The 25486-nt window shown below is 29.8% G+C and carries 24 protein-coding genes; 15 read left to right on the top strand and 9 right to left on the bottom strand.

The annotated features are described in order from the left end of the window. Window positions 1-49: 49 nt before the first annotated feature. Window positions 50-1588, top strand: coding sequence for a nickel-dependent hydrogenase large subunit (locus D2A34_RS03845; protein WP_119365778.1), 1539 nt, complete (start codon window positions 50-52; stop codon window positions 1586-1588). Further along, window positions 1588-2040 carry a hydrogenase maturation protease gene (locus D2A34_RS03840; RefSeq protein WP_119365777.1) on the top strand — a complete coding sequence of 151 codons (453 nt, stop codon included), beginning with the start codon at window positions 1588-1590 and terminating at the stop codon, window positions 2038-2040. Before D2A34_RS03845 ends, D2A34_RS03840 begins: the two co-directional genes overlap by 1 nt. A 575-nt stretch (window positions 2041-2615) precedes the next feature. On the opposite strand, the gene hypF is transcribed toward D2A34_RS03840, so the two are convergent. Together hypF and D2A34_RS03830 are read right to left on the bottom strand one after the other, a co-directional pair. Then, the gene (hypF, locus tag D2A34_RS03835) at window positions 2616-4961 is read right to left on the bottom strand and encodes a carbamoyltransferase HypF (RefSeq protein ID WP_119365776.1); all 2346 of its coding nucleotides are present in this window, start codon (window positions 4959-4961) and stop codon (window positions 2616-2618) included. Between the two features lie 198 nt (window positions 4962-5159). Continuing rightward, a complete protein-coding gene (locus D2A34_RS03830) occupies window positions 5160-6056 on the bottom strand; it encodes an AraC family transcriptional regulator (RefSeq protein WP_119365775.1) in 897 nt (298 codons plus the stop codon). Between the two features lie 128 nt (window positions 6057-6184). Here D2A34_RS03830 and D2A34_RS03825 point away from each other — a divergent pair, with 128 nt between their 5' ends. Beyond that, window positions 6185-8473 (top strand): glycoside hydrolase family 127 protein, encoded by a 2289-nt coding sequence (locus D2A34_RS03825; RefSeq protein ID WP_207669009.1) that lies wholly within the window; start codon window positions 6185-6187, stop codon window positions 8471-8473. A gap of 173 nt (window positions 8474-8646) precedes the next feature. Here D2A34_RS03825 and D2A34_RS03820 read toward each other — a convergent pair whose 3' ends face one another. Continuing rightward, a complete protein-coding gene (locus D2A34_RS03820) occupies window positions 8647-9996 on the bottom strand; it encodes an aminotransferase-like domain-containing protein (protein WP_119365773.1) in 1350 nt (449 codons plus the stop codon). A gap of 111 nt (window positions 9997-10107) precedes the next feature. Between D2A34_RS03820 and D2A34_RS03815 the strand changes: the two genes are divergently transcribed. Both D2A34_RS03815 and D2A34_RS03810 read left to right on the top strand, forming a co-directional pair. Further along, window positions 10108-10395, top strand: coding sequence for a YciI family protein (locus D2A34_RS03815; RefSeq protein WP_119365772.1), 288 nt, complete (start codon window positions 10108-10110; stop codon window positions 10393-10395). A 33-nt stretch (window positions 10396-10428) separates the two neighbouring features. Continuing rightward, on the top strand, window positions 10429-11367 hold the full coding sequence (locus D2A34_RS03810; protein ID WP_119365771.1) for a GNAT family N-acetyltransferase: 939 nt from the start codon (window positions 10429-10431) through the stop codon (window positions 11365-11367). A gap of 114 nt (window positions 11368-11481) precedes the next feature. On the opposite strand, the gene D2A34_RS03805 is transcribed toward D2A34_RS03810, so the two are convergent. From D2A34_RS03805 to D2A34_RS03790, 4 genes are read right to left on the bottom strand one after another with little or no spacing between them, the layout of a single operon-like run. After that, window positions 11482-11775: a spore coat protein gene (locus D2A34_RS03805; protein WP_119365770.1), complete on the bottom strand. Its 294-nt coding sequence runs from the start codon at window positions 11773-11775 to the stop codon at window positions 11482-11484. An 18-nt stretch (window positions 11776-11793) separates the two neighbouring features. After that, window positions 11794-12018, bottom strand: coding sequence for a hypothetical protein (locus tag D2A34_RS03800; protein ID WP_079440470.1), 225 nt, complete (start codon window positions 12016-12018; stop codon window positions 11794-11796). A 51-nt stretch (window positions 12019-12069) separates the two neighbouring features. Beyond that, window positions 12070-12366 (bottom strand): spore coat protein, encoded by a 297-nt coding sequence (locus D2A34_RS03795; protein ID WP_119365769.1) that lies wholly within the window; start codon window positions 12364-12366, stop codon window positions 12070-12072. A gap of 31 nt (window positions 12367-12397) precedes the next feature. Then, window positions 12398-12586, bottom strand: a complete 189-nt coding sequence (locus D2A34_RS03790; protein WP_119365768.1) for a hypothetical protein — start codon at window positions 12584-12586, stop codon at window positions 12398-12400. A gap of 303 nt (window positions 12587-12889) precedes the next feature. Between D2A34_RS03790 and tlp the strand changes: the two genes are divergently transcribed. The 6 genes from tlp (at window position 12890) to D2A34_RS03760 (ending at window position 19062) form a co-directional block, all read left to right on the top strand. Next, a complete protein-coding gene (tlp, locus tag D2A34_RS03785) occupies window positions 12890-13117 on the top strand; it encodes a small acid-soluble spore protein Tlp (protein WP_119365767.1) in 228 nt (75 codons plus the stop codon). A gap of 454 nt (window positions 13118-13571) precedes the next feature. Then, window positions 13572-14642 (top strand): butyrate kinase, encoded by a 1071-nt coding sequence (gene buk / locus D2A34_RS03780; protein ID WP_119365766.1) that lies wholly within the window; start codon window positions 13572-13574, stop codon window positions 14640-14642. Between the two features lie 489 nt (window positions 14643-15131). Then, window positions 15132-17006 (top strand): flagellar hook-length control protein FliK, encoded by a 1875-nt coding sequence (locus D2A34_RS03775; RefSeq protein WP_079440475.1) that lies wholly within the window; start codon window positions 15132-15134, stop codon window positions 17004-17006. Window positions 17007-17161: 155 nt separating this feature from the next. Next, a complete protein-coding gene (locus D2A34_RS03770; protein WP_079440476.1) occupies window positions 17162-17419 on the top strand; it encodes an EscU/YscU/HrcU family type III secretion system export apparatus switch protein in 258 nt (85 codons plus the stop codon). A gap of 33 nt (window positions 17420-17452) precedes the next feature. Then, window positions 17453-18142, top strand: a complete 690-nt coding sequence (locus D2A34_RS03765) for a metallophosphoesterase (RefSeq protein ID WP_079440477.1) — start codon at window positions 17453-17455, stop codon at window positions 18140-18142. 41 nt (window positions 18143-18183) lie between these two features. Beyond that, window positions 18184-19062, top strand: coding sequence for an aldose 1-epimerase family protein (locus D2A34_RS03760; RefSeq protein ID WP_079440478.1), 879 nt, complete (start codon window positions 18184-18186; stop codon window positions 19060-19062). A 123-nt stretch (window positions 19063-19185) separates the two neighbouring features. Here the strand turns inward: D2A34_RS03760 and D2A34_RS03755 are convergent, their stop codons facing one another. Together D2A34_RS03755 and D2A34_RS03750 are read right to left on the bottom strand one after the other, a co-directional pair. Then, window positions 19186-20130: a methyl-accepting chemotaxis protein gene (locus D2A34_RS03755; RefSeq protein ID WP_079440479.1), complete on the bottom strand. Its 945-nt coding sequence runs from the start codon at window positions 20128-20130 to the stop codon at window positions 19186-19188. A gap of 35 nt (window positions 20131-20165) precedes the next feature. Beyond that, entirely contained in the window at window positions 20166-20846 is a 681-nt protein-coding gene (locus tag D2A34_RS03750; protein ID WP_119365765.1) for a DUF2225 domain-containing protein, read from the bottom strand. 204 nt (window positions 20847-21050) lie between these two features. On the opposite strand from D2A34_RS03750, the gene yjbM reads away from it, so the two are divergent. The 4 genes from yjbM (at window position 21051) to D2A34_RS03730 (ending at window position 25427) form a co-directional block, all read left to right on the top strand. Further along, on the top strand, window positions 21051-21842 hold the full coding sequence (yjbM, locus tag D2A34_RS03745) for a GTP diphosphokinase (RefSeq protein ID WP_079440481.1): 792 nt from the start codon (window positions 21051-21053) through the stop codon (window positions 21840-21842). Between the two features lie 172 nt (window positions 21843-22014). After that, window positions 22015-22794 carry a hypothetical protein gene (locus D2A34_RS03740; RefSeq protein WP_119365764.1) on the top strand — a complete coding sequence of 260 codons (780 nt, stop codon included), beginning with the start codon at window positions 22015-22017 and terminating at the stop codon, window positions 22792-22794. 17 nt (window positions 22795-22811) lie between these two features. Further along, a complete protein-coding gene (locus tag D2A34_RS03735; protein ID WP_119365763.1) occupies window positions 22812-23900 on the top strand; it encodes an AAA family ATPase in 1089 nt (362 codons plus the stop codon). A 198-nt stretch (window positions 23901-24098) separates the two neighbouring features. Next, a complete protein-coding gene (locus D2A34_RS03730; protein ID WP_119365762.1) occupies window positions 24099-25427 on the top strand; it encodes a vWA domain-containing protein in 1329 nt (442 codons plus the stop codon). Window positions 25428-25486 lie beyond the last annotated feature (59 nt).

Genomic DNA, 25486 nt, shown 5'->3' with positions numbered 1-25486 from the left:
AAAAAATGTATTAGTGTATAATTAAAACTATAAAAAAGGATGGGATATTATGGCGACTATTAAACTTGATCCTATTACAAGACTAGAAGGACATATGAAAGTTGAAGTTGAAATAGATGATGATAACAAAGTTATTGAAGCAAGAAGCTCAGGGAATATGTTTAGAGGCTTTGAATCAATGCTAAAAAATAGAGATCCAAGGGATGCAGTACATATTACTCAAAGAATATGTGGACTATGTCCTATATCTCACGGAATAGCAGCAGTTAAAGCAATAGAGGCATCTAAAGGATTTACTCCTTCAAGCCAAGCTACATTAATTAGAAATTTAATCGAAGGTGGTAACTTTCTTTCAGATCATATACTACATTTTTATCATCTGTCACTTTTAGATTATGTTAAGGGTCCAGATAAATCACCTTGGAAGACCAATTTCAATACAGATATGAGATTCTCTGAGGCAGAAAGTAAGAAAATTTTTGAACATTATGTTAAAGCGTTAGATATAAGACGTAAAGGACACCAAATGGTTGCATTATTTGGGGGAAGAATGCCTCATGTAAGATCTATAATGCCAGGTGGAGTAACAAAAGTACCAAGCGCAAATGAAATTAATCAATATAAAGCTCTTCTTTCAGAAGTTAGTGATTTTATAAATAATGAATATTATGAAGATGTACAAAAAGTTGCATCAGTTTATAATGATTATTTTAATATTGGTAAAGGTTATGGAAACTTAATTTCCTTTGGAGCCTTTGAAGTAGAAGCCGGTGGCAGCAAGCAAGACTTATTTAGAAGTGGAAGATATACTGATGGAGAATTATTAAGTGTAGATTTTACAAAAATTAAGGAATCTACAAGATATTCTTGGTATAAAGGAAGTTCAGCCCAAGGTATAACGTCGAATAGTTCAACTCCTGATATTAATAAATCTGGTGCATACTCATGGATAAAATCAACGAGATATGAAGATACCCCTCATGAAGCAGGTCCTATTGCTAGAATGTGGATAAATGGAGATTATAGAAACGGTATTTCTGTTATGGATAGACATATAGCTAAAATGCTCGAAGCTAAAAAATTAGCAAATGCATTATCTATTTGGGTTGATAACTTAAAGTCTTATGAAATAGACCCACTAGGATATGGAAGTAGCACTAGCAAATTAGGATACGCGAACAATACGGATTTATACGATTCTAAAATGCATAGTTTTAGTTATATAAATAATGGAGAAGGTGTTGGAGTTACTGAGGCTCCTAGAGGTGCACTGCTTCATTATGTTAAATACGGTATAGATACTACTAATACAAGTACTACAAGTACTCGGAGCATAATTAGTAACTATCAAGTTATAACTCCAACTTGTTGGAATGCTTCACCTAAAGATACTAAAGGAAAAAGAGGTCCGCTTGAACAAGCTTTAATTGGTGTGAAAATTAGTGATGTAAATAATCCAGTTGAATTAATGAGAATTGTGCATTCCTTTGATCCATGTACTGCTTGTGCTGTTCACATAATGACACCAGATAAATCTGTGGATAAGAGCTTTATTGTTTCTACACCTAATCCTAATGGTATAATTTGATGGATAAAGTTACTATATTAGGTATTGGAAACTTATTACTAAAGGATGATGGTATAGGAGTTCATTTAATAGAGCATCTTAAAGAACTGGAATTTGAGAACACTCACAATGTAGAATTAATAGATGGAGGTACTTGTATTCCAAATCTGTTAGATGTATTTATGAAAAATGGGAGAATTATAGTTTTAGATAGTCTAAAAGGTGGATATGCACCTGGCACAATCTATAAACTTACTCCAGAAGAACTAGGAAATTGTATAAAAGAAACAACTTCTCTTCATGATGTACAAGTACTTGATATCATGAGAGATGCTGAGCTTTTAGGATTTAATCCAAAAGTAACTATAATAGGAGTAGAACCAGAAGAAATTATTTTTGATTTAGAATTATCTCCTATAATAAAAGAAACGATTCCTCAGATTACCAATATTATTGAAGAGGAATTAAAATAACACTATAAAGGTATTGCGAAGAACCGCAATATAAAAATACTTGCTATGTGATGATACCTTAAGTTTACTGACAAAAAACGAAATGACATAGATGTGTTTGCTTCTAATGAACACTGCGCAAAAGCATCTATTCAATTTCTTTGTTTAGTGTAAATTTAAAGCGAGTCATATTTAAGCAAGTATTTTTATATTTCTTAAGAATACCTTTAATGAAGAATGTTCAAGACTTTTCATGAGGTTTACATCTTTATAATACAATATTCATATATTCCTTAGCAGGTATCTGGGAAATACTTGAAGCAGCAGCAAAACAAAGGAATAGAATACATATATGTTCCTCAGGACTATGAAAAATTTCGCTGAGCATATCTAAACTGAAAGTTGTACCCACGTCTGCATGCTCCTGCGACAAGCGCATGACAAGCAGACGTGGAACAAGTTCCAGTTTAGATATGCAGCAGCTTATTTTTCAATGCCTGTTTCACATATATGTATTCTATTTCGGTTGTTCTCGCTTCACTTTAAGTTCTTTGCAATACCTTTATTTGAAGAAGCTAAGATGATGTATGTTGCTATTATCTTATTTTTGACTTTATTGTTTCATTTGCAATTACTATTTGACCTAAAGCTATTCCTCCATCATTTGTAGGAATTTTGCTATGACTAAAGACATTAAAACCTTCGTTTTTCAAGGCAGTTACAATGCCTATGAAAAGATAGTTGTTCTGAAATACACCACCACTTAACGCCACATCATTTATATTATAATATGTTCTTAACCTTTTACAGATATCAACTGAAAAAGAAATAACAGTATTATGAAAACGCTCAGAGATTTTACTTTTTGAAGTGCCTGTTTTTAAGTCATTAATTATACCATTGATGATTGGAGCTGTATTAATAATTAATTCATTATTTTGACTAAATATTTTATAGTCATAACAAGTATAGTCATTGGTATTTGAGTTAGTACTAATTAGTGCTTCTAGTTCCATAGAGGCTTGGCCTTCAAAAGTTACTTTTTGGCAAATATCAAGTATTGATGATACAGCATCAAAAAATCTTCCCATACTGGAGGCTTCAGTACAGTTTATATTTTTATCTATTATTTTAAGAAGCTTTTCTGCATTATTGCCATAAAACTCCTTGATATAAGTATTATCTTTAGAGAGGCTATGGTGTAGATATGATACACCCATCTTCCAAGGCTCTGATATTGCAGTGTCACCTCCTGGCATAATGACATAATCTAAATGAGCTGCACGATTGAAATTTTCATAATCACATATAAGGAATTCACTTCCCCATATTTTTCCATCAGTGCCATAGCCAGTTCCGTCAAATGATATGCCAATTACTTTGCTCGAAAGTCCATTTTCAACCATACAGCTAACTATATGAGCATGGTGATGCTGAACTTGTATTAACTCAGTATCACAGGACTGTGCATATTGAGTTGAATAATAGCCAGGATGCATATCTGAGACAATGTATCTAGGGTTAAAGGCAAAAATACTTTTAAAGTGCTCAATGTTAGATTTATAATGTTCATAGGTTTCTATATTTTCAAGATCTCCATTATGGGGACTAAGAAATAGAAAGCTATCTTTAGAAATACAAGTAGTATTTTTCATATTAGAGCCACAGGCAAGTATAGGAGTTGCAGTTTTAAAAGTAATAGGTTCAGGAGCATAGCCTCTAGCCCTTCTTATTATTCTTTCGCTACCTAGAACTACTTTTGAGACAGAATCATCTACAGGAATAAAGATATCTCTATCATGCATAAGGAAGTAGTCTACAATGCCGGCTAAATTTTCTACAGCAGTATCATTTATATGTTCTAAAGGAAGACCGTGAACATTAGCACTTGTCATTACGAGTATATTTAGATCCTTTAAAAATAAAAGTTCATGCAGTGGAGTAAATGGTAACATAACTCCAAGAGTGTTTTGATTCGGAGCTAAGGCTTCTGGCAAGCTATAATTATCTAACTTATTCAAAAGAACTATGGGTTTTCGTACTCCTGATAAAAGTTCTTCTTCCCTATTGCTAACAGAGCAATATTTTTTTACCATATTAATATCCTTCATCATAACCGCGAATGGTTTATCTGGACGATGCTTTCTTTTTCTTAAAAGGTCTAAAGCATTTGGATTTTCACCATCGCATACTAAATGAAAACCTGTTAGACCTTTGATTGCAAATATAAAGCCTTCTTTTAATTTTTTCTGAGTCCAATTTATTATTCTCTCATTAATATTAAATTTATTGCTTGCTAAATCAAAACTATCAGGTAACTCTTGGTTGTAAATAACATCTGTTAAAGGGATGTCAACACCTTTGCTATCAGTTAAATAAATATGAGGACCACAATTATGACAGGCATTTGGCTGCGCATGAAATCTTCTATTTAATGGATTATTATATTCTTCCGTACATTCTGGACACATTTCAAAATTTTCCATAGTAGTTTTGTTCCTGTCATATGGAATTTGCCTTATAATGGAGTATCTTGGACCACAATTAGTGCAGTTTGTAAAAGGATAAAAATATCTCCTATTATTAGGGTCTAAAATATCTTCACGGCAATCCTTACAGATAGAAATATCAGGGGAGATGAGAGTTATCTTATCTAAATGTTCTAGGCTTTCTTTTATTTCAAAATTATGAAAGTTAAAAGGATTTTTTTCAACTATGTTTATTTTTTCAACCCGAGAAAGAGGAGGCGGATTAAGCCGTAATTCATTTAAAAAATTATCTAAATTGTCATCATAACCTTCTATGTCAATGAACACTCCCTCAGAAGTATTATTAACCCACCCTTTCAAATTATTTAAAACAGCTGTATTATATACAAAAGGCCTAAAGCCAACACCTTGAACTATCCCTTCAACTTTTATAAATAATCTTTTTATCTTCATGTAAAAACTCCTATTACTATGTTATTTAGCTATCTATACATCATGATTTTTATGAACAATTAACTAGAAATTAGGCGATAAAAAAGTAGCTTTCTAATAATTTTTCATATTGTAATATATTTTAGGATTTTATGGTTTATAATATCTTTATTATAAACCATATTTATGTTGAACAGTACACTCAATAAAAGATAATAGTCACACATTATTTAAAAAGGTCATGTTATATGCATTTCTGAATTGGTTTGGAGTTAAATTCTCGTATTTTTTGAATAATTTAAGAAAATATTTTTCGTCGACGAATCCGAGTTTATGGGCGATTTCTTTTATGTTTAAATTTGAATTGCATAAAAGTTGTTTAGCATTAGACACTCTTAAATAATTTATATATTCCTGCATGCTCATTCCCATTCTTTTCTTAAAATAACGTGCTAAATATTCCTTTGTAAAATTAAACTCATAAGCCACATTTCGTAAGGATATATTTTGGGTTATGTGAATCTTTATCCACTGTAAAATTTGAGAAAGAATATCTTCTTTCTGAGTGGCTTCACCAATGGAAGTGTTGAAGTTTAGTATGACCTGTTCAGTAATTTCTATTAAAAGAGAAGTAAGAATATAGTTTACACTCTGACTAGTGTAGTAGGTTGATTGCGATAAGTGAAGTAATTGACGAAATAATACATTTATCCTGTCTAGATTTAAATTTTTAGATAGAGTAGGTATTAATATGCTTGAACTCAAGCCGTTAAAGTAAGGATTATTTTGAGCCATTGACAGTTCGGCCATAGCATCGGTGTGGTCATACATTACATTAAGATCATTGCAATAAAAATGAGCCCAATAAAAAGAAGTCCCTTTATCAGAGTAATCATAGCCTTTATGCTTACGTCCAGGCTCTAGTAAGAGAAGGTCTCCTTCTCCTATCTCATACTTTTCATCATCCTGCTGAATATGCATAGTTCCTTTATTCATTATAATAATTTCAAAATTATCTATAATCCTTTCCATATGTAGCCATTTACTATCAGCAGTAAAGTTTCCACAAATGGAAAATTGTAAGGGGAAATCAATATTAGCTTTAAGATATCTCATTGGTTAATATTCGCCACCTTTTGTTAATATAGTCTACCGACAAAGAAATTGTTTTGTGACATACTTATATTGTACAAAGTAATAATAAATAAGTAAATGCAATATATTACACTTTTATAATGGAAGGAATGGATAAGTTTATGGAAAAAGTGAAATTAATAGATGGTTTATTCAATGAATCACAAAAAAAGGGAAAAGAATATCTTGAATACTTGGATGCTGATAGACTTTTAGCACCTTGCTATGAAGCAATAGGTAAAACACCTAAAAAACCACGTTATGGTGGGTGGGAGTCAATGAAGATAAGTGGACATTCTTTAGGCCATTTTTTATCAGCTTTAGCTGCTATGTATGTTGCTGAAAAAGATGAAAAATTAAAGGAAAAGCTTGATTACGCAGTATCAGAGCTTGCATATCTTCAAAGTTTAGACGGCAGGGGGTATGTAAGTGGATTTCCCAGGGAATGTTTTGATAAAGTTTTTAGTGGAGATTTTAATGTTACTAGATTTGAGCTAGGAGACAGCTGGGTTCCATGGTATAGCATTCACAAAATTTTTGCAGGACTTATTGATGCATATGTTCTTACTGGAAATGAAGAAGCATTCGAAGTTGTTAAAAAACTTTCTGATTGGGCTAAAAAGGGAACAGATAATTTAACGGAAGAACAATTTGATAAAATGCTTTATTGTGAACATGGCGGTATGTGTGAAGCTATGGCAAATCTTTATGAAATCACTAAGAATAATGATTACTTAGAGTTATCAAAAAGATTTTATCATAAAGAAACATTAGCACCATTAACAAAACATGAGGATGAACTTGAAGGTAAACATGCAAATACTCAAATACCAAAGGTGATTGGGGCTGCAAGGCTTTATGAAGTTTTAGGTATCGAAGAATATAAAGAAGCAGCTAAATTTTTCTGGAACATGGTTACTAAGAGACGTTCATATGCTATAGGAGGAAATAGCAGAGATGAACATTTTGGAAAAATAAATACTGAAAAGTTAGGAGTTACTACAGCAGAAACCTGTAATACTTACAATATGTTAAAACTTACAGAACATTTATATAAGTGGGATCATAATTCAGACTATATGGATTACTATGAGAATGCACTATATAACCATATACTTGCGTCACAGGATCCAGAGTCTGGAATGAAAACTTATTTTGTTTCAACACAGCCTGGACATTTCAAGATTTACTGTTCACCTGATAATTCTTTCTGGTGCTGCACAGGTACTGGAATGGAGAATCCAGGAAGGTATATAAGAAACATTTATTACAGGGATGAAGATAACCTATTTGTTAATCTTTTCATAGATTCAGAAATTCAATTAGATGATAAAGGTATAATCTTAAGGCAAGAAACAAAATTCCCAGAAACAGATAAGACAAAACTTATCTTTGAACAAGCAGAAGAAAAATTTATGACCATAAATATAAGAATACCATATTGGGTAAATGGAGAAGTTAAGGTGGTTGTAAATGGAAAAGAAGAATATTCAAAAGCAGACAGAGGATATATAGTGCTAGAAGACAGTTGGAGAAAAGGCGATGTTATAGATGTAACTCTTCCAATGAATATACATGTTTATAAATCTAAAGAAGATTCACATAAAATTGCATTTATGTATGGACCATTAGTTCTTGCGGGAGCTCTTGGAAGGGAAAACTTCCCACAAACTGATATTCTAGAAGATCAGTTAAAATTAAATCACTATCCAGGAATTGTAGTTCCAACCTTAGTAACAGATAATTCGAAACTTGAAGAGTGCATTAAACCAGTTGAAGATTCTATATTAACTTTCGAAACACAAGCAATAGGGGAGCCAGGGAAGGTAAAATGCACATTAATCCCGTTTTATAAACTACATCATCAAAGATATACAATTTATTGGACAAAGATGACTAGTGAAGAATATAAGCAAAACGAATTAACTAGTATTGATTATCAAGAAAAGTTAGACAAAATAACTATAGATTTAGTTAATCCAAATGAACAGCAGCCAGAAATAGAACATAAGATGAAGTCTGGAAATTCACATTCTGACTACTCAGGTGAAGCTGGAAAGGGTTGGCGTGAAGTTATAGGCGAAGGATATTTTAGTTATGAAATCAATGTAGATCCTGATAATGAAGCGTATCTAGCTGTAACTTATTGGGGAAGTGATAAAGAGTGTTTTATTGAAGGTCAAAGATGTGTAAGAGAATTTAATATTTATGTTGATGATAATTTAATTTCAGAAGAATTATTAAACGAGAATAAACCTTATGCATTATTTGATAAGTTCTATAAAATACCTAAGGAATTAACTAGTGGTAAATCAAAAGTTGTGGTGAAATTTACTTCAATTAAAGACAAAATTGCAGGAAGGGTATTTGGAGTAAGAATTACAACAGAATGCTTGTAATTATAATAACTAACCGAAAATAGAAACGTGAAGTGTATATTTTCGGTTAAGGAATATATTTCATGCAACTTTTCTAATAGTTTATGAGACTTTATTACTCTTGTAATTAAAACGTATCCCATAAAGATACAAACATCTATGTAATCTGGTTAATTATCATTTAAGTAGAATAATTACAATGTTTGTCGGTGATAATATTTTTTCACTATTTTAAGAAGTTCGTTAATCCCGTTTTCTATTTCTGATATTCTAGAGCTTCCAACACTTATCTTCAAAAAGTCATTATTAAAGTAGTCTTTTAAATAATTCTCATGCATCTCTTTGATAATAATATCTTTTTTACCACATTCTTTAACTAACCAATCAAGATTAAGTTTATCTAAAAATTCAATACATCCATAAAATCCAGTGTCAGGAATGTGCCATTTTATATTTGGAATATCAAATTTATGCGATGCACTTTTCAAAGAAGACATTCTTTTACTATATATTGTTTTTATGCGATTTCTATTTGCCTTAAACATTCCACTCTTGATATAGATATCTAAAGCACCTTGTGATAATACAGATGTATTTAAATCCATCCATTTCTTATATTCTTCAAAGGTATTCCTTAATACTTTAGGAAGAACTACAGCAGCAACTCTGAGACCGGGAAGCAAAACCTTTGAGAAACTTTTTATATAAGCAACTTTAGAGGAGATATCATAATAATACATTGGAAATTCATTGTTTTTGATTTCTAACTCACCAAGATAATCATCTTCTATTATATAAACATCGTATTTTTCAGCTAATTTTACGATTTGCTTTTTTTCCTCAACTGCATAACTTATTCCAAGAGGATTACTAAAACGCGGGATTGTATAAAAACATTTTATATTGCCATAAGCAAACTTTTTTTCAAGCTCCTCCAAATTCAATCCATTAAAGTTCCTTTCAATTCCAATAACAGAAGTTTTTGTAGTTTCTAGAGCTTTCAATGTACCATGATAAGTTGGCTGTTCTACAAGAACAGTGCTCTTTCCATTTGGAAATGGCATACTGCAAAGTATATTAATTGCTTGCTGAGAACCAGAAGTTATAAATATATCATTTGTTGAACAGAATATTTGATAATCCTCAAAATAGTTTTTTAAAGTACTAATTAACTCGGAAAGCCCTTTTGGATCAGAATAATTAAAAAGAGTGGCTTTATGTATATCTATGGCTTGATTTAAGCAATGTTGAAATTCCTCATAGGCTAATATACTTTCATCAGGAGAGCCAGTTGAAAAATCTATAATTTTTTTTGTCTTATCTATATGAAGATCTTTTTTATCAACTAAATAATATCCACTTTGCGGTATTGAATAGACAATATGATCTTTTTGAAGTTTATCATAAGCATGCACAACAGTTTGTTTGCTACAGCTAAATTTATGGGATAACTCTCTAATGGTAGGCATTTTCTCACCATGTTTTATACTACCGTTATCAATTTCGGTACTAATGAAATCAACTATATCACTATATTTACTCATATATCTCCCTTTGTACTAGTACAATATGATTTTTTACAAATTGAACAAGTAGGTTTTATAATTTACAATTTAATTGTACCATAACCATATTATACGAGGGAGAGAAATGTTATGTTTATAATTGTTTTAGAATATGAGAAACCAATGGAGGATGTCATAAATCATTTGGATGGACACAATATTTTTCTAAAGAAATATTATGACTTAAATAAATTCATATGTTCAGGAAGACAAGAACCAAGAGTAGGTGGAGTAATACTATGTAATGGTAGCGACAAGGTGGAAATAAACTCAATAATTAAAGAAGATCCTTTCTACAAAAATGGGGTTGCTAAATACAAAATTATAGAGTTTATACCAACTAAATACATAGATAGTTTTAGAGAATTTATTATATAAAGTAAAAAATGCTAATGTATTAGGAGGTTCAAAATGATAAGAAAGATGGAACTTAGAGATATTGAAGAAATAAAAGAAATAGATAGGCTATGTTTTAAAATTGATACTAAAAGAACAACAGAGGGAATACGTGGATATATGGAAGCAAGTAATAATTCAAGCATTGTGTATGAAATAAATGATAAAGTCGTAGGATTTAATTTTATACATATTTGGGGAGAATTTGGTTGGTTTGGTCCTTTTGGGGTTCATCCCGAATATCAGGGAAGAGGTATCGGAAGAGCGTTAATAAATGAAACAATAAGAATTTTAAAAGAAGAGTATAAGGTATCTACAATAGGCCTTAATACTATGCCTGAATCTCAATATAACGTAGGGTTCTATATGGGATTAGATTTTGCACCACTTAAACTCTCATTAGGTCTAAAAAAGGAAATTACTTCTTTAGAAGTGAAGCGATATGTTTCTTTGAATAATATTAATGTTAATGAGATAGATATAAGTAATGAAAAAAGCTATTTAATTATAGAAGAATATTTAAAATCTCTATCAGATTATATATGTAGAAACTTTGATCTGACTTCTGAACTGCACTTAATAAGGGAAGAAGCCTTTGGAACTATTTTCACATTAGAAAGTGATGAGAAAATCTATGGAATTATAATATGTTATACGAAAGCAGTAAGAGAAGTTTTATCTGAAAATTTACAGATAAAACTAGCAGTTATAGATGGGAATGTAAATTATAAAGAGGCATTAGATATCACTATAGATTTCTGTACCAAGTATGCTCAAAAGAACAATTATAAAAGCATATCGATAGATTGTAATACTTATAACTCGGTAATTTGCAATTATCTAATGGCAGAACATAAATTCAAAATAGAAAAAACTCAGGTTATGATGCTCATGGGAGAAATTAATCCATTTGAAAGTGAAAAAGTATTATTATTGACACGTTTAGCCGGATAGAGGTTGGAAGAGTATTTCTTACTGAAGAAAATTATATAATCAAATGGCTTCAGATACTTTTGCATTGTAATAAAAAGCTAGAGTATACTCTATACTCTAACTTTTGCATGCATTTTAGGAATTTAAACTTTGAGAATTCTCGTACTCATTTCGTAATTGTTCCATTGGATCATCTTGTGCTGGATACCAGCCTTTATTTACCGCTATATCTGATAATTCAAAGTGCTCAGTTACAGCTTTATCTAATTGTCCTCTTAACATTTCTCTTAACTCTGGGTTAACAGCTTCTGCTGCTGAAGCGGATAAAGAAGTTACAGCAAATTTAGAATCTTTAAGCATATCTATAACTATATCCTTATCAGCTAGGGCCGTATCATCATTTCCTAATAACTTATCTAAAAAAGACATAAGAAATACCTCCTATTTTTATTGCATATTTATTTTATTTTCTATAAAAGTTTGCATTGAATTTATGTTATCCTTTTTGCTATCTAAGCATCTTTCCATAAAAGATTTTAATTCATCATCTTCTACCATAGGCATGCTAGCTTGTATTTTTTTAACACCTATAACATTAGTATCTAGTAATTCTCTTAGTTCAAGCATTTCGTGTGGAGCTAAGCCAACATTATTAGAATTATTATTGTTCATAATTTCACCTCCGAATTTAAAGTACAAATTTATTTAATGCAAAATAATGTCTTAAGAATTAGATTGATTCATAGAGGTCATGGAGTTAATAGAGTTTATACTTGATAATTCTTGTTGAAGCTGCTGTTGAGGATCTTGTTGTGCATTGTACCAGCCCTTATTCATTGCTATATCAGATAATCTATAGTGAGAGTTAACGCAAGCGCTTAATTGACCTTTAAGCGTATCTCTTATTTGTGCATTTGTTGTTTCAGTTAATACTTTTGCTAGAGTTGTTATTGTTGCTTTTGAACTTGTAATTAAGTCTAGAGCAATATCTTTTTCTGATAATTGGTTATTTTGTTCCATAGAAACTCGCTCCTTTCTATAAAGTAATTTTTTATGATAATGCAGATTGGATGTTTTGTAGGGAAGCTTTTTTAGCATTTAGAGAATCTTGCATAAAGCTTTTTAATTCACTATCTTGAACCAAACTCATACTTGCATTGATTTTTTTAATTCCTAACATTTCTTGACTTATGAGTGCTCTAATTTCAATTGCTTCATGTGGCGCTAATTGAGTATTCATAATAATCACCTCCTGACTATTATAGTATTGCTCTCATAATTACATTAATGTGTGGAAAATAAAGCTATTAATGAAAATTAACTAGCATAATATTTAAAAAGAAAATTAAAAATTATTATATGTATTGTATAGTATTTTTTACATCTTTTATTCCTTCTATTTCCCATTAAAGTATATAGTCTCTTATTTTCAATTTTATATATAAGATGTTTGTACATAATAATTATAGTTTTGCAAATAATAAACAGGAAAAGTGCTTATGGTAAGTACACTTAAAATATAAAACAAAGGAGAGATGCAATTATGAAAAACAAACAGGATGATAGAACAGATAATATAGATAGAATTCAATATAACATTGATAGAACTATTTTAAACTGTGAACTTGCAGATGAAATGATAGCAAAAACAGATGATTCTAAGATGAAACAAGCGCTAGAAGATAAGAATGAAAGAAGATTAGAATCACTTCAAGCTATGAGATGTGAGATAAGGGACGAAGCATTAGACAAGGAAAAAGGATATAAATAAAAATAGTTCAACTAAGATTTAGGTGGAGCTTACGCACTCAGCCTAAGTCAAGTTTCACTTGATATAGCATTTAACATATTAAATAAATTTGTGACATTGCACATTGAATTATGATATGAAAAATTAAAATATAAAATCACTTGTGAAATATAAGTAATATCACAAGTGATTTTATATTTTAATAATTAAATGAATATGACATCTTAAAAATAATCATACTAGATAATGGGAAAAAGCATAATATTCTATAAGTAAAAAATAATTTGACTTATTTGAGAAATTATTTCTTGTAACTATTCCGTAAGTATCATATAATATTATCGCCAGTATATCCCTAAATTCTACAAAATTTTTGAATTTTGTAGTAAAAAAAGTATTGATTTTTTAATTGTTTTATGGTTTAATTTTACAATCATAGGGAATAGTGAAAATAAAAATTTAAGGAGGAAAAAGTGTGAGTTATAAATTATTAATAATAAATCCAGGCTCTACATCAACAAAAATTTCTGTATTCGAGGATGAAAAAGAGATATTCGGAGAAACTTTAAGACATTCTTCAGAAGAAATAGGAAAGTTTAAGCATATTTCTGATCAACAGAACTTTAGAACAGAAGTCATATTGAAGATACTTAAAGATAATAACATAGATATAAAAGAGTTAGATGCAGTAGTTGGAAGAGGTGGACTTTTAAAACCAATCCTTAGTGGAACTTACAAAGTAAACGATACAATGCTAAAAGATTTAAAGGAAAGTGTTCAGGGAGAACATGCATCTAATCTTGGAGCTATAATAGCGAATGAAATTGCAAATTCTATTGGTAAATCAGCATTCATAGTAGATCCAGTAGTAGTAGACGAATTAGAAGAAATAGCAAGATTATCAGGTATTCCAGAACTTCCTAGAAAAAGTATTTTTCATGCATTAAATCAAAAAGCAGTGGCAAAGAGATATGCAAAAGAAAATTCGAAAAATTATGAAGATATAAATGTTATCGTAGCACATATGGGTGGCGGAGTTTCTGTAGGTGCACATAGGAATGGAAAGATAGTTGATGTAAATAATGCACTTGATGGTGAAGGAGCTTTTTCACCGGAAAGAAGTGGAGGAGTTCCATCAGGTGATTTAGCTAGAATGTGTTTTAGTGGAAAGTATACTCTTGAAGAAATTTTAAAGAAGATAACTGGAAAAGGTGGTTTTGTAGCTTACCTTGATACAAATGATGCAAGAGTAGTAGAAAATGCAGCACTTGAAGGAGATCCAAAAGCTAAATTAATACACGATGCAATGGGATATCAAGTGTCAAAAGATATTGGTGCGGCAGCAGCGGTACTTAATGGTCAAGTAGATGCAATAATATTAACTGGTGGTATGGCTTACGGAAAACCAATGGTTAATCTAATAAGTGAAAAAGTGTCATTTATAGCACCTATAGTGGTTTATCCAGGCGAAGATGAAATGCTTGCCTTAGCTCAAGGGGTTATTAGGGTATTAAAAGGAGAAGAAGAATCTAAGGAATATAAATAATTTTCTTCAGTATATTGTCACCTATATAGGTGACAATATACTATATAAATTAATATGAATAATTCAAAAGAATTTTACTTATCAAATCTTTATATAGAAATCGTCCAACACATCTAGAAATCTATTCTGTGAAGAAAATACATATACTATTTTTATTAATATTTTTAGTTTAAATTAACAGAGTTAGTATTTGTACGTACCCTTATCATACTACAAATCATTGGAAGCAATGAATCTCCTATTCATGATAGAAAACCATTTATTACAATCATTGTTAATATATTGTTGTTATTCGTGTACTTGTTGAGGTACTTTGAGACATAAGTATTTATTTCATTTAATTTAGTTGTTATTTATAGTACACTAAGAATATATAAAGCAGAGAATTACATGAAATTAGATATTAATAATAGTTAACTTAAACTCTTCTTATACGATAAATATATTAAGAGTATGCTTAAGTAATAGTTTAGTAGGGGAGAAGATGATATGCCAGGAATTTGGAATGTAAACAATGGATATAATGTAAATACGAAGAAAATTTCTAGCAAGTTAACTTTTGAGGTAGGGGAACGCTTTACAGGAAGAGTGGTCGCAAAAGGGGACGGAAAAGATGTTTCAATAAGGCTAGCGGATGGATGGCAATTTATTGCTGAAATTGAGGAGAAGGTTAATTTAGATGATATTAAATTGCTTAAGTTTCAAGTAGATGGATTCGAAAATGGAAAATTGAAACTTAAGCTAGTTAAAGGAGCTGGAAGTGAAGAAACCACTGAAGATGATAATTTTAGAGAAATTATTGAAAAAGAAGGTCTCTCTAAAGAAGATATTGATCTTTTGAAGAAAATGGTAAGGCGTAATATTCCTCTTACTAGAGAAAATATAAATCAAATAAGAGGATTGCTTCAATTTAATGGAAAGATGAGTGATAATCCTAAGGAAATGGAGTCTTTTATTCAAACGTATCTTCAAAGTAAGAATATATCATCTGGTAGCGCTGAAGGCCAAGCTATAAAGGAAATGTTAACAAAATTTTTAAATGAATTTAAGAATATGGGATCTGATGATATACTCACATTTATAGAGAATAACTTAGATTTTTCTGAAGAAAATATAAATAGTTTCAATAAACTATTTAAAGGAGATTCTTCAATAGAGGAAATTCTTAAAAAAATAAGTAATTCTTTAAGCTCTCTAGAGAATTTCACAAATTCATTAGAGAATGATATTGAAACTATATTTAGAAATAAAATAGTAAACAAGGAAGCGGAATTAACTAAAAATCCTATAGATTCAACTACAGCTTTAGCATCCAAAAGATATAATGAAAATGATCCAACGACTAAGAAGATAAATGTATTAGACGTACTAAAAACATTAGCAGGAAGTGAAGATAGTGAATTAGATATTGTCCAAAAAAATGCTGTAAGGGAAAGTATAAGTACTAATAATGAAAAGGTAGAACTTCGTGAATCTTTAGTTAAAAAGTTAGAGGATAAAGAAATAGTAAAATTAATAAAAGATACTATAGGAGAGAGTATTGCAACAAATGATGGACCTAAAACTCAAGCTGAACGACTTGTTGAGTCAACAGCTAAGCATAAATTAGAGTTATTGCTTAGCAATATAGATGGTGAGAAAGTTGAAATTACAGATAATGAATTTAGAGATTTCACTAAATTATTAAATGATAAAAGTACTATCCATCCTAAAGAAGCATCTATAGGTACAATTAAGGATGAAGTTGTAACTAAAGATAATTTTAATTTAGGAAAACTAAATTCTGGTGATTTATTTGAAAGAAGTAATATAGATAATAAAGAAGCCATAAAAACGGAAATGAAGGAAAGAATTGATAATGTAAGAGATATAGTTAAAAATATATTAGCACAAACAGATTTAAAAGATTCTGGATATGAGAAGATTATGAATCTAGTTAAAGCTAATATTAATGATATAAAGATGTTTAATTCTATTAGCAATGAATATTATTATTTAAATGTTCCTATAACTGCAAACAACCAAGAATATCCTTGTAAGCTTATAATTAAGGATAATAGAAAAGATGGAAAAAAAATCGATACAACCAATGCTAAAATGGTTGTTAGTGTTAGAACAGTAAACTTAGGCGAGATAGACGGATATTTAACTTTAAGGGAAAATAGAATTGATGTAAATTTGAAATGTGATAATAAATTTACATCTACCCTAAATAATAATAAGTCAAAGCTAGCGGATGGATTATCAACTCTTGGATTATTTGTTAATATAAGTGTAGCGACTAAAGATAAACCTGTAGATCTGGCTAGTTGTAGAAATTTCTTTAACGATTTAACTATTTCTACTATCGATATTAAGGTATAATTAGTATTGATATCTTAATATATTTAATTTGACGAATTAGCTATTATGTGCAATGAAAGATTTTGAAATTATAATATTTTTTTAAGTCGTAAGAGATTTCATCTTAAATTGTACATTTTAATATATGTGAAATATTGATTAGGAGTGTACAAAATATGAATCACAGGAAAAGAGCAGCAGCATTAAAATACGAATTTAATAGCGACGCTCCAATTGTTACAGCAGCTGGAATGGGGCATATTGCAGATAAAATAATAGAAAAAGCAGCAGAAAATGAAGTACCAATAGTCTATAATAAGGAATTAACTGATTTATTATGCAATGTAGATGTTGGAGATGAAATTCCTGCGGAATTATATGAATCGGTAGCACATGTAATAGCTTTTCTTACGGATTTAGATAAGAAGAGATGACTTACATACGGATAATAGAAAGGTGATAAACAAATGGCACTTTATACAATTTCAGATTTGCACTTAGGTTTTAATGTTGAGAAACCAATGGATATTTTTGGAGATAAATGGAAAGATCATTGTGATAAAATAAAAGTAAATTGGGTTAGCAAAATAACTGAAGAAGATATGGTGCTTATAGCTGGAGATATATCTTGGTCTTTAAAAGAACAAGATAGTAAGTACGACTTAGATTGGATTAATGAATTGCCAGGGAAAAAGATTATAAGTAAGGGTAATCATGATTACTGGTGGGTAAGTATTTCAAAGCTAAATAGAAAATACGAAAATACTAAATTTCTTCAAAATAATTTTTATAGTTATGAAGACTATGCTATATGTGGAACACGAGGATGGATGTGTCCAAGTGGAGAAAAGTATAGCGATAAGGATAAAAAAATATATGATAGAGAGCAGATACGATTAAGACTTTCTCTAGATGCAGCGAAGAAAAACGGTTTTGAGAAGATAATTGTCATGCTTCATTATCCTCCAACAAATGAGAAATTTGAGGAGTCTGAATTTACTAAAATAATAAAAGAATATAATGTAGAAAAGGTTGTATATGGGCATTTACACGGACCAGTATTATTGGGGAAGGTGTTAGATGGGTATCTTGACGGCATTGAATACATATTAACCTCAGCAGATTATCTTGATTTTAATCCTAAAAGAATTCTTTAAGCTGATATAATTATATAATTAATCTTTGGAGGGAAAGTTTTATGATTTATTCTTTAGAAAATGAAAAAATAAAAATTGCTGCCGGTACTCATGGGGGAGAATTGCATTCTATAACTGGTAAAAAAGAAGGAACAGAATATCTTTGGAGTGGAGATCCAGAGTACTGGAGATATCATTCACCACACTTATTTCCAATAGTGGGGAACCTTAAGGATTCTAAGTACAGGATTGATGGCAAAGAATACGAACTTCAATCTCATGGGTTTGCTAGGATATCAGAGTTTACATTGTTATCTCAAAGTAAAGATAGTATTACTTTTGAATTAAGATATTCCGATAAAACTCTAGAGATCTATCCTTATAAATTTTCTTTACAAGTTACATACACGCTTGACGAAAGTTGTGTAGTAGTAAGCTATAAAGTAATTAATTTAGATAATAAAGTAATCTATTTTTCGTTGGGTGCTCATCCTGCATTTATGTGCCCAATTGAAAAAGACGAAGTTTTAGAGGACTATTATCTCAAATTTAACCAAATTGAAAATAGCTCAATTATGTGTTTTGATGAGAATGTACGTTTTACTCATGATAAGAAGGCATATTTAATCAATAGTAATATAATTGAACTTAATAAAGAAGTTTTTAAAAATGATGCATTAGTGTTTAATGATTTAAAATCAGATAAGATTACAATTAAATCAAGAAATCACAATAAATCTATAAGTGTGGAATTTAAAGGCTTTCCATACATGGGTATATGGGCGCCATCAAAAGGTGCACCGTTCGTATGTATCGAACCTTGGTTTGGTCATGCAGATTATGGAGATTTCACCGGAGAATTCAAAGAAAAGGAAGGCGTACTTCCATTAGAAATAGGGAAAGAATTTAACTGTAGCTATAAGATATTTATTGAGCAATAGTGATTTTATTTTGAACGCTAAATAATGAATGTTAGTTAATATAAAGCTTACTTATAAAAAAAGAGGATATCTAATTATAGAAGTTAGATATCCTTTATTTTTATGTAACAAACAATAAAATTTTTAGAGTAGATTATCTATTGATTTGTTAATTTTTCCTATAGCATTTTCTTGAGTATTGAGATCCACGGCAATTTCCTTAGATAAAGCTTCGTGTTCTTCAAATGCAACACTGATGTTGTCAATTGTTGAAATAACATTATCTTTTGTTTCAGAAGCAGTAGTCAAATTTTCTATACAAGTATTGATTTCATCAGTAGCTTCCTCAATAGAAGATTTTATATTAGAGAAACTATCTTTAGCTTCTTCCAATGAATTGTGTTGAGTAACTAAAGCTGAATTACCAGAATTCATTGCATTGGATGCTTTTAAAATATCAACTTTGATTTCTTCCAATATGCTTGTTATACTTTGAACAGCAAGCTTTGAATTTTCAGCAAGTTTTCTAACTTCACCAGCAACAACTGAAAATCCTTTACCAGCTTCACCGGCTCTAGCAGCCTCTATAGCTGCATTTAGAGATAGTAGGTTAGTTTGACTTGCTATTTGACTTATAGAATCAGTTATACTATTTACAGATTCAAGCTTTGATACTAGGGCATTAACAGTCGAAGTTGAAACAGTAAATGCATCTTCAAGGTCAGTTAACGATGTATCTAAATGGTCAATTGTATTTAAACCATTATCGGCTAATTTATCTGTATCTAATACTTTAATATGGACATTAGTTATATTAATTGCTAAATCTTCCATATTCGATCTAAAATTAGATAACATATTTTTAGCATTTCGTATTTCTTTTGTTTGAGTTTCAGCAGAAGATACTAATGACGAAACAGATGATGTAATATCCTTAATAGAATTATCCATAGTCTCAACATTACCTTTTATGTCATTAATTTTACTTAAATCCTTTTCAATTATATTACTGCTATTTTCTGCAACTTGAGTAACTTGTGAAGTTTTGTTATCAGAAGCAGCTTTATTATTATTTTTGAAAAATCCCATGTTATATCCCCCTTAGTAATAAATTAAAAATATTTCTAATTGTTTGTATTTTTAATTAAATCTTTACCGATTCTAGCCATTTCTTTAACCTTAGCAGAAGAGTTCGTACTAACAATCGTTCTAGAGAACCATAATAATGCATCTTGAGAATTATCTAACTTTCTGTTTAATTCACCAAGTAAATACATTAAAGAATCTCTTTGTAATCCGTAAATAGGAAAAATTTCATTGGTATATGCAGAGTTAAAACCATCAAGAGCTTGCTTCAAGAAAAGGTTCTCTTGCTCATCATTATTAAGTAATCTATACATCCAAGCAATTTTTAGCGAAATCATACCTTTTGTACTTTCTGGAAGGCCAATAAGTACAGCATTTAATAAAGATAATTTATAGCGCTCAATTGCTGATTTTTCGTCCAAAATAATAGGGTATTCCCTTGGTTTCCATTTTGGAGTTACATTACTTAAAACAAGTTCTTTTTTATGAGATTTAATCTTTTCAAAGTCTGATTTCATTGCAGCATAACCACAAGAATTACATATTATAACATCATAAAAATATGGATTTATTACTGAGTACCTAATAAAAAAATCTGAATCCTTGGAAGTAACTCTCGGTGACTTAGATTTTACAGTTTTGACCTTGAAATGCGAATCACAAACAGGACAAACTGTTTGTTTATCAAATAAATGGTTTAGAATATTAGTATCGTTCATTTTAGTCACCCCATTAAAAGTACATAACTTAAAAAATATTTTTTTGTATCCTCAATATAAATTATATCATATTAAATAAATTCATAAATAGATTATGAAAATTTTTTAGGTACTTTATATATTATTATTTACACTAATTTTAAAGTTTTTGATATAATAGATAAGGACGATATTGAGGAATGAAGTTATTAAAGGGTGGTAGCAATGGCAATAAGTGATTGGAAGGTTTTTTTAATGCCTTACGAGCAAGCGGTAGATGAGCTTAAAGTTAAATTAAAATCAATTAGAAAAGAATATAGAAGAAAAAATGAATACTCACCTATAGAATTTGTAACTGGAAGAGTGAAGGAAGTTTCGAGCATGTTAGAAAAAGCTAACAAGTTTGAAATTCCAATAGATAGAATTAGGTATGAACTTGAAGATATTGCAGGCATAAGAATCATGTGTCAGTTTGTTGATGATATAGATACTGTGGTGGAAATATTAAGGGGCCGTAAGGATATGCAGATTCTTTATGAGAAGGATTATGTAAGAAATGTTAAGGAAAGCGGCTATAGAAGTTACCACATGATAATAAAGTATCCAGTTAATATGGCAGAAGGTTTAGTAGAAATTTTGGCAGAATTTCAAATAAGAACACTGGCAATGAATTTTTGGGCAACAATCGAACATTCCTTAAATTATAAATATAAACAGCACATACCAGAACAATTAAAAGCAAAACTTAAGAGATCTGCGGATGCAGCATTTAGATTAGATGAAGAAATGCTTGAGATTAAAGATGAAATAAAGGATGCTCAAAAGCTATTTGAAGTTAAATCCCACTTAATCTCGAATATAATGAATTCACTGTTGACCCTTATTTCATTAGGTAAAGAGGTAGAAGCATCTAGATATCAAAAAACTTTAAACAAGTTAATTGAAGACGGTGAAGTGTGGGAATTAAATAGTTTATTATTTTCTGTTAAGAAGGAAATTGAAAGATATAAAGATTAATTAAAGCTATGTTTGATAGTTACAATCAAACATAGCTTTATGGTGTTTCTCAATGATAATTAAACTTAAACAATTAAGCTCTATATATTATCTGTTTTATATAAGCCTTTTATAGTATATAATAATTAATATTAGGTAAATAAAATTATAAATAGAAAGTAAAGGAGAAATTATGAATAAGGAAGAATTATTATTAAAATTAAAAAATCATCCTGAGTATATTCGTGAATTAGATGAAGTAAGTGAAGAATTACAATTATTTGTTGTGAAAAATAATGGAAACAACATAAAATATATAGAGAATCCTAGTAAAGAAGTTCAAAAACAGGCTATTAAGAGCACTCCTTTGAACGTTAAATATATTAAAGATCTTGATGAGGAAATTGGTATAATATGTGTTAAAAGCTTGTGGAATTCATTGGAGCTAATCGATAATCCTGGTGAGAAAATTATTGAGGAAGCTATCAAAGCTAAGGGATGGGCAATACAATTTGTAAAAAATCCTAGTGAAGAATTACAGCTTTTAGCAGTAAGTAAAGATTATGATGCAATCAAGTATATAGAAAGTCCTTCAGAAGAAGTTCAGCTTGCAGCTATAGAAAATTATTATGGAGCTATTAGATTTATAAAAAATCCTAGTTTGAGGGCTAAGGTCAGAGCGGTGAAACTAAACGGTGAAGCCATTAATTATATTTCTAACTATGATTTAGACGATATAAAAGTATTCATTCATGAAAATATAAACGTAGTTAAATATATTTATGAGAGTGTTGATGTGGAGTTAGTAGTTGAGATTCTTCAAGAGAAAATTAAGGATGAAAATATCGAGAAAAAATACATCGAAGATTTCATAGAATTAGAGATTTTAGAAATGGATAAAATTAATTTCGTTAGAGAATTTGGAAGTAACAATGCAAAAAAATTACTTGTAGATTATAAATTATCAATATAAGACAGGAGGTGAAAATTTTGAATTATTCAGAATGTTTAAAAACAGTAGATTTAATAGTAGCGGCAAATGATGTTCCTTTGATTATAGGTGAAAGTGGAATTGGAAAGACTTCTTTAGTTAAGCGTATAGCAAGAGATAATGGACATTATTTAGTTACAATTGATGCTAATTTATTAAAAGAAGGGGAAATAGGAGGCTTACCAGTAGTTGAAAATAGAGTTACAATGTACGCTACCCATAGCAAATTAATTGAAATTGAAAAAGCCATAAAAGAAGATCAAAATAGAGATGTTATTCTATTTATAGATGAGTTAAATAGGTGTGATCATGCAGTTGCTCAAGAGCTTATGAACTTAATTTTGAATAGAGAAATTAATGGATATATATTGAGTGAAAGAGTAAAGGTAATAGCAGCAATGAATCCTTCCAATAGAAATGATGGATTTCATAATAGTAAATATGATGTTGTAGATATGGATCCAGCTCAGGAAGATAGGTTTGTTTGGGTAAAGCTCGATTCAGATATCAAGGAATGGATTAAATGGGGAATGAGCGAAAACGGAAACATAGACGAGCATATTATAGAATTTTTATCTACGTTTCCGGAATATCTACATATGTCTGAATCAGATGAAACTATAAAGGCTACGCCAAGAAGCTGGGAAAGGATATCAAAAGCATATAAAATATATTTAAATAACAAAGATAAATATCCATTAGATATATTTTTGAATGCTGTAAGAGGAAACGTTGGAGTTAATATAGCTAATGACTTTGCTAATTTTCTCGTCAATCTAAAAAAGCCTTTAATAAGAACAGAAGATGTATTTAATAATGATATCTTAAGCTTTGATTTAAAAGAAAAGGTACAAGATGAAAATCACTCAAGGTTATATATATTAGCAAAAAATTCATTAAGATATTTGGAAAGTGTTCCTATTGAAAAGAATTTTAGATTATTCTCAGAACTCTTAAATTTATATCCAAGAGATTTAAGACTCGGAATAATGAAAGAAATTAAGAGAGATTATAAAGGTGGAATATATGAAAGACTGCTTGAAAATGATGAATTCATTGAAGCATTTTTCAATATTTTTAGCCGATAAGAAGATACAAAATCTTATAGATATATAGATATTCAATTTAAGTATATTATCTATAGATAAAGACATTTCCATTCTTACTAAACCTTAAGTGTACAACTTTACTAGAAACCGAAACACAATATGTTACTTATTTCGGCAAGTTAACACATAAGTTTAAGTCACATGATGTTTATTTATGGTAAAAGAGGTGAATAGTTTTTGGATTTTGAAGATAGAAGACAGCAGCTTCTAAAAGAGGCATATTTACTAGAGGAAAAAGTTAAATTTAATGATGATTATAGAAGAAATTTTTTCGAATTAGTTGAAAGTGTTATTTTATATTTATTGCAAACTCAGGATGTTTTTTTTGGACAATTTATGCTCAGAGTGAGAAGAGATATAAGTGTTAATTTAACAGTTCCAATTGCTACTATTCCTAGACGTGACGGCTTTAATATGTACTTTAATCCATTTTTATTTTTGGAATGTAATAGGAAAGAAATGGCAGCGTTATTTAAACACGAAATATATCATATAATGAACTCCCATTTTGAAAGGGAAAAAAGATTAAAGAATAGATTTAGCAAAGAGGCAATAAATGTTGCGTTAGATATTTCAATTAATCAGTATATAAAAGATTTACCAGGTTCAAGTAAAAGGCTTAGTGCTGTAAATATGGAGTATAATTTATTACTTGGAGAAAATAGAAGTATTGAGGAATACGCCGAAGAAATATATAAGTCCATTAAATCTAGAATAAAAAAGGATAAAATAAGTAAGGATTTAGGACGTGAGATCGATATAACTAAAGCTCACGATTTATGGGAAGAAATTGAAATAAGTGAAGAAGATATAAAAAGCTTAACAAAGAAAACAGCTATAAGTGCTTATACAAAGAATACACCTAAAGGATTAGAGAATATAATTTTAGCATATAGTGAAACTGCTGAAATACCTTGGCAGGTGGTTTTGAAGAATATATTACCAACAGTAAAATCAGGATATAAGAAAACTATAACAAGAAGAGATAGAAGACAATCAGAAAGGCTGGATCTACGAGGAAGATTACCTAAAAATGAATCCGAATTAATTGTTGCAATTGATATAAGTGCTAGTATGAAAGATGATGATATGCATAAAATTTTAGTCGAAATACTATCAATAACTGCTAATGCAAAAAATAGCATTACAATTATTGAATGTGATAATGAAATTAGAAGTGTATATAAGCTTACCAGTGAGAAGGATATTCGCAAAAGAGCTAGGAATAACGGCTCAACAAAATTTACTCCAGTATTTCAATATATTTTAGATAATAATTTGAGAAATTCAGTACTAATATATTTTACTGATGGGGTGGGGGAAAATGAACTAGGCGTGAAACCAATTAATAAAAAAATAATATGGGTTGTGTCTGGAAATGAAGAGCTATCTCTAAAAACTCCATATGGAGAGGTAAAAAGAATAAATACAGAAGTAAAAGAAATTATCGAAGGTAATATAGGCTTGAAAATGGTTAATGAAGCTATACATGATTGGGCTAGATGATAAATTTTAGAAGAACAATATAGATATCTAACATGTACCTTAGAACTAAAAATATAAAA

The sequence above is a fragment of the Clostridium chromiireducens genome (assembly GCF_003575225.1).
GTDB lineage: Bacteria > Bacillota > Clostridia > Clostridiales > Clostridiaceae > Clostridium > Clostridium chromiireducens.
The sequence above is the reverse complement of the archived record's forward strand: the minus strand, read 5'-3'. Positions and strand labels throughout refer to the sequence as shown.

What these genes read in the sequence shown, in the direction of transcription:
- D2A34_RS03750 (WP_119365765.1), bottom strand. Translation starts at nt 20,846, where the DNA reads ATGAACGATACTAATATTCTAAACCATTTATTTGATAAACAAACAGTT.
- D2A34_RS03740 (WP_119365764.1), top strand. Translation starts at nt 22,015, where the DNA reads ATGAATAAGGAAGAATTATTATTAAAATTAAAAAATCATCCTGAGTAT.
- D2A34_RS03820 (WP_119365773.1), bottom strand. Translation starts at nt 9,996, where the DNA reads ATGAGTAAATATAGTGATATAGTTGATTTCATTAGTACCGAAATTGAT.
- D2A34_RS03760 (WP_079440478.1), top strand. Translation starts at nt 18,184, where the DNA reads ATGATTTATTCTTTAGAAAATGAAAAAATAAAAATTGCTGCCGGTACT.
- D2A34_RS03790 (WP_119365768.1), bottom strand. Translation starts at nt 12,586, where the DNA reads ATGAATACTCAATTAGCGCCACATGAAGCAATTGAAATTAGAGCACTC.
- hypF (WP_119365776.1), bottom strand. Translation starts at nt 4,961, where the DNA reads ATGAAGATAAAAAGATTATTTATAAAAGTTGAAGGGATAGTTCAAGGT.
- D2A34_RS03770 (WP_079440476.1), top strand. Translation starts at nt 17,162, where the DNA reads ATGAATCACAGGAAAAGAGCAGCAGCATTAAAATACGAATTTAATAGC.
- D2A34_RS03800 (WP_079440470.1), bottom strand. Translation starts at nt 12,018, where the DNA reads ATGAACAATAATAATTCTAATAATGTTGGCTTAGCTCCACACGAAATG.
- D2A34_RS03840 (WP_119365777.1), top strand. Translation starts at nt 1,588, where the DNA reads ATGGATAAAGTTACTATATTAGGTATTGGAAACTTATTACTAAAGGAT.
- D2A34_RS03845 (WP_119365778.1), top strand. Translation starts at nt 50, where the DNA reads ATGGCGACTATTAAACTTGATCCTATTACAAGACTAGAAGGACATATG.
- D2A34_RS03810 (WP_119365771.1), top strand. Translation starts at nt 10,429, where the DNA reads ATGATAAGAAAGATGGAACTTAGAGATATTGAAGAAATAAAAGAAATA.
- tlp (WP_119365767.1), top strand. Translation starts at nt 12,890, where the DNA reads ATGAAAAACAAACAGGATGATAGAACAGATAATATAGATAGAATTCAA.
- D2A34_RS03815 (WP_119365772.1), top strand. Translation starts at nt 10,108, where the DNA reads ATGTTTATAATTGTTTTAGAATATGAGAAACCAATGGAGGATGTCATA.
- D2A34_RS03755 (WP_079440479.1), bottom strand. Translation starts at nt 20,130, where the DNA reads ATGGGATTTTTCAAAAATAATAATAAAGCTGCTTCTGATAACAAAACT.
- D2A34_RS03830 (WP_119365775.1), bottom strand. Translation starts at nt 6,056, where the DNA reads ATGAGATATCTTAAAGCTAATATTGATTTCCCCTTACAATTTTCCATT.
- D2A34_RS03775 (WP_079440475.1), top strand. Translation starts at nt 15,132, where the DNA reads ATGCCAGGAATTTGGAATGTAAACAATGGATATAATGTAAATACGAAG.
- D2A34_RS03765 (WP_079440477.1), top strand. Translation starts at nt 17,453, where the DNA reads ATGGCACTTTATACAATTTCAGATTTGCACTTAGGTTTTAATGTTGAG.
- D2A34_RS03795 (WP_119365769.1), bottom strand. Translation starts at nt 12,366, where the DNA reads ATGGAACAAAATAACCAATTATCAGAAAAAGATATTGCTCTAGACTTA.
- yjbM (WP_079440481.1), top strand. Translation starts at nt 21,051, where the DNA reads ATGGCAATAAGTGATTGGAAGGTTTTTTTAATGCCTTACGAGCAAGCG.
- D2A34_RS03825 (WP_207669009.1), top strand. Translation starts at nt 6,185, where the DNA reads ATGGATAAGTTTATGGAAAAAGTGAAATTAATAGATGGTTTATTCAAT.
- D2A34_RS03805 (WP_119365770.1), bottom strand. Translation starts at nt 11,775, where the DNA reads ATGTCTTTTTTAGATAAGTTATTAGGAAATGATGATACGGCCCTAGCT.